This window comes from Priestia sp. P5_B4 (genome assembly GCF_056400385.1).
Genome location: NZ_JBFULJ010000387.1, coordinates 1 through 3,513, shown reverse-complemented (window position 1 = coordinate 3,513; position 3,513 = coordinate 1). Strand labels below are relative to the sequence as shown.

The 3,513-nt window shown below is 39.8% G+C and carries 4 protein-coding genes; all 4 read left to right on the top strand.

Annotated elements, in window-relative coordinates:
- Positions 1-110 precede the first annotated feature (110 nt).
- The 4 genes from AC1DRF_RS19860 to AC1DRF_RS19845 all read left to right on the top strand — a co-directional run bounded on the left by AC1DRF_RS19860 (position 111) and on the right by AC1DRF_RS19845 (position 3,168).
- Positions 111-1,490 carry a sugar porter family MFS transporter gene (locus AC1DRF_RS19860; protein ID WP_427075786.1) on the top strand — a complete coding sequence of 460 codons (1,380 nt, stop codon included), beginning with the start codon at positions 111-113 and terminating at the stop codon, positions 1,488-1,490.
- Positions 1,491-1,633: 143 nt separating this feature from the next.
- Positions 1,634-1,762 carry a hypothetical protein gene (locus tag AC1DRF_RS19855; protein ID WP_427075787.1) on the top strand — a complete coding sequence of 43 codons (129 nt, stop codon included), beginning with the start codon at positions 1,634-1,636 and terminating at the stop codon, positions 1,760-1,762.
- 204 nt (positions 1,763-1,966) lie between these two features.
- The gene (locus tag AC1DRF_RS19850; protein ID WP_427076132.1) at positions 1,967-2,842 is read left to right on the top strand and encodes a metallophosphoesterase family protein; all 876 of its coding nucleotides are present in this window, start codon (positions 1,967-1,969) and stop codon (positions 2,840-2,842) included.
- A 155-nt stretch (positions 2,843-2,997) separates the two neighbouring features.
- A complete protein-coding gene (locus AC1DRF_RS19845; RefSeq protein WP_176526483.1) occupies positions 2,998-3,168 on the top strand; it encodes a hypothetical protein in 171 nt (56 codons plus the stop codon).
- Positions 3,169-3,513: the final 345 nt, after the last annotated feature.

Genomic DNA, 3,513 nt, shown 5'->3' with positions numbered 1-3,513 from the left:
GTAAAAATATAGTGTTAGTAAAAGAACGCCGTTTTTAGAAATAAATGAAAGCGTTTTAAATTTGTGTGATAGGAAGCAAAACTAAGACAATACAAAGGGGATCTATAATCATGAGTAAAGTATCAAGTAAGTTTATCTTCTTCTTCGGCTCATTTGCCGGTATTTTATTCGGTTATGATATTGGGATTATTGCTGGTGCAGAAGGTCATATCCGTGAAGCGTTTCATTTGAGTCCGCTCTGGCTGGGAATTGTGGTTTCGTCGCTAATGGGTGGAGCAATTATCGGTTCCATTTTAAGCGGATTATTAGGCGATAAGTTTGGACGAAGAAAGTTAATTTTAATTTCGTCGATCATCTTTCTTTTAGGCTCCATCGGTTCAGCGATTGCACCAGAGGAAATTACGTTAACGATTGCGCGCGTCTTTTTAGGTACAGCAGTAGGAACGGCTTCTTCTTTAGTTCCTGCCTATATGTCAGAAATCGCACCTGCTCATATTCGCGGGAAGCTTTCAGGTTTAAATCAGCTAATGATTGTAATTGGATTATTATTAAGCTATATCGTAGCCTTTATTTTTGAGCCGGTTCCAAACAGCTGGCGATTAATGCTCGGCAGCGCCGGTATTTTTGCGATTGTATTATGCATCGGTATGATCAAGCTTCCAGAGTCGCCGCGCTACTTAATTAAAAATGGAATGCCAGATAAAGCGCGTGAAGTGCTGCGCACGCTTCGCCGCTCAACAGCTGAAGTAGAAGCTGAAGTGTCTGAAATTGAAAGCGTAGCTGTGCATGAACAATCAGGCATTAAGCAGCTGTTTCAGAAAAAGTTTCGTTTAGCATTAATTATCGGCGTCGGAATGGCAACTTTTCAGCAGATTCAAGGCTCAAATTCAATTGTTTATTATGCAACAAGCATTGCTCGTCAAGTTGGTTTAGCCCCGCAGGTAGCTGCTGGTTTTACGGTCATCGTTGGGGTAATCTTCGTCGTGACAACACTTATTTTTCTGCAGTTTGTCGATAGATTCAACCGCCGTACCATTCTTACGATTGGCGGCGCGGGTATGGCTCTTTCATTTTTTACACCGGCTATTCTAGGAGCGTTAGGCGTTAATGAAGTCGTTGTTAACTGGGTTACGTTAATTGCTCTTTGCTGCTTTATCCTTTGCTATGCGTTTTCTTGGGCACCGCTTACGTGGATCATTGTAGGAGAAATTTTCCCGCTTTCTGTACGCGGAATCGGTGCTGGGATTTCATCTGCTTTTAACTGGACGGGATCGCTGGCAGTAGGGCTTGTGTTCCCAATTTTAGCTGATCAGTTTAGTTTGGGCGTTATCTTTTCAACGTTCGGGATCATTTGTATTCTCGGTTTATTCTTCATACGTTTTGTAGTTGTTGAAACAAAAGGACGTAGCCTAGAGCAAATTGAAACGGACATGGCAGCTCGTTCTGGAAGAAATTCTGTACCTCCAGTTGAGCGTAATAAATATGTTTAATTGTAGTAAATGTTTTAAATGTAAGATGCTGAGATAAAAGTATTTTAGCTGAAGTGAAAAACGAACCACTAATCAAACACTTTGATTAGTGGTTCGTTTTTTATGGTGAACGCAGGTTTCAGCTGTTTCGTTTCCTCTAGCAGTTGATTGGAGAGCAAGGCGAAGACTCCTGCGGGACAACAAGCGGTTCAGCTCATGTCGGCCTTTGTTCGTCCTCAGCCTCTTTCTTATTAGTAGATACAGAGAGTTCATCTTTTACCCTGTCCTATTAGTGCCTAATAAAATGGAAAGATAGGTTAGCTTATCATAGCGTGGACTTTAATAGATATTCATAACTAGCAATTTCTAAAACGAAAGCTAAATGTGCGTTCTGCTTACAAGAAGGTAGTGACCTTCATCAACAATTTCTCATATAAATAAGTAAGCTTGTTTACTTTTAACTAAATTTATTTATTAATAGGGGGATTAACTAGTTGATGAATTTGACGCTTCATGAACGTTCTGAAAAGTTATTAAAGCAAAGAATTAAACAATTAAATCCGAGAGATCCATTTAACTTTGTTTTTATGGGAGACAGCAGAGGTGACGGACCAAACGATAATTGTTACACAATGAGCGGTGAATTTGAGCTTGTGTTAAAAAAGGCGGTGGAATTGAACCCGCTGTTTATTATTCATGGAGGAGACACCGTCTATACAGGGAAAAAAGAGTATTTGGAGCACTTTGTTAAGGTTGTTGAAAAAATCGCCCCAAACATTCCTATGTTTGTATGCGTAGGGAATCATGATGAACTGTACCTTGATGAAAGCAATCTCGAAAACTTCAGAGCCACTATCGGAAAAGTACACTGGGTCATTGATATTCCTGTCTTCAACTTCCGGTGCATCGCATTAAATAATGTCATCAGTCCCAAGAATAAAATATATGGATTTACAGATAGAGAGCTGAATTATTTAGAGCAGCAGCTGGAGGATGCTCCTCGTAACACCGTTGTAGCGATGCATGCGCAGCCAAATATTGGCCGGTGGTCAAATCTTGAAGGGTTTCCTGTAACGACTCCTCAAAGTCAAGAATTTTTTGATTTAATTCAAGAACACCGCGTGAAAAAAGTGTTAGTCAGCCACGTGCATGCGTATGACGAGCAGTTTATTAGAAAAAACAGAAACGGGTCGTTTACGCTTGGAAGAGGCACTGATTTTGTATTGTCAGGAGGCGCCGGTGCTCCCCTTGATTTTGAGCCGCCTTTAATTTTAAATAATTATAATTTTACGCAGTTTTTTGTAAGCAAGTACGACATTTTAGGACCTCTTCTTTGGAAGGATTTTGGACGACCTCGAAGAAATTGTTTGTAAAAACAAGAAAATAGAAAGCTAGGTTCAAAAAAAGAGGCTGGGACAAAAGGATTTTAGACGAAGTGAAACGAATCATCGATCAAGATGTTTGATTAGTGGTTTGTTTTTTTTGTTAAGGTAAGCGTAGGTTTCATGTGTATAGGTCTTTCTAGCAGGTGATTGGAGGACAAGACGAAGACTCCTGCGGGAAAAGCGGAACAGGTGAGACCTCGCAGGAGCGTATGCGACGAGGAGGCTCAGCGCCCGCCCGCGGAAAGCGAAGTCTTGTACGGAAATCAACTGCGGTGTCACAAGCGATTCAGCTCATGTATCCCATTTGCCTTTAGATTGAATTCATTTTGTTATGTCTCAACCTCTTTTGGAAAAATGTGCATAACTCTTAACGAAACCTTGTAGCAGAAGGCTCAGTCAAACGTTATAATAGATAATGAATAATGATATATTCTCTATATTTGTCATATATTTGTATTACATATGTAATTAAAGAAAAACATTCACTTGATATACTGTTTAATGACTTAACTTTATCTTAAAATTTACAGTGAAATGCCTGCTTATAGAGGCTTAGAACATACACAGCAAATGGAGGAGCAATCATGGCAAACGAAAAGATGCAAGAAGGACTTGATCGTTTTATCAAGGAAGATTTAAATGACCTTTTAGGTAGACTG

Excerpts from the sequence above, each read along its gene's own strand:
- AC1DRF_RS19860 (WP_427075786.1), top strand. The coding sequence starts at position 111 with ATGAGTAAAGTATCAAGTAAGTTTATCTTCTTCTTCGGCTCATTTGCC.
- AC1DRF_RS19850 (WP_427076132.1), top strand. The coding sequence starts at position 1,967 with ATGAATTTGACGCTTCATGAACGTTCTGAAAAGTTATTAAAGCAAAGA.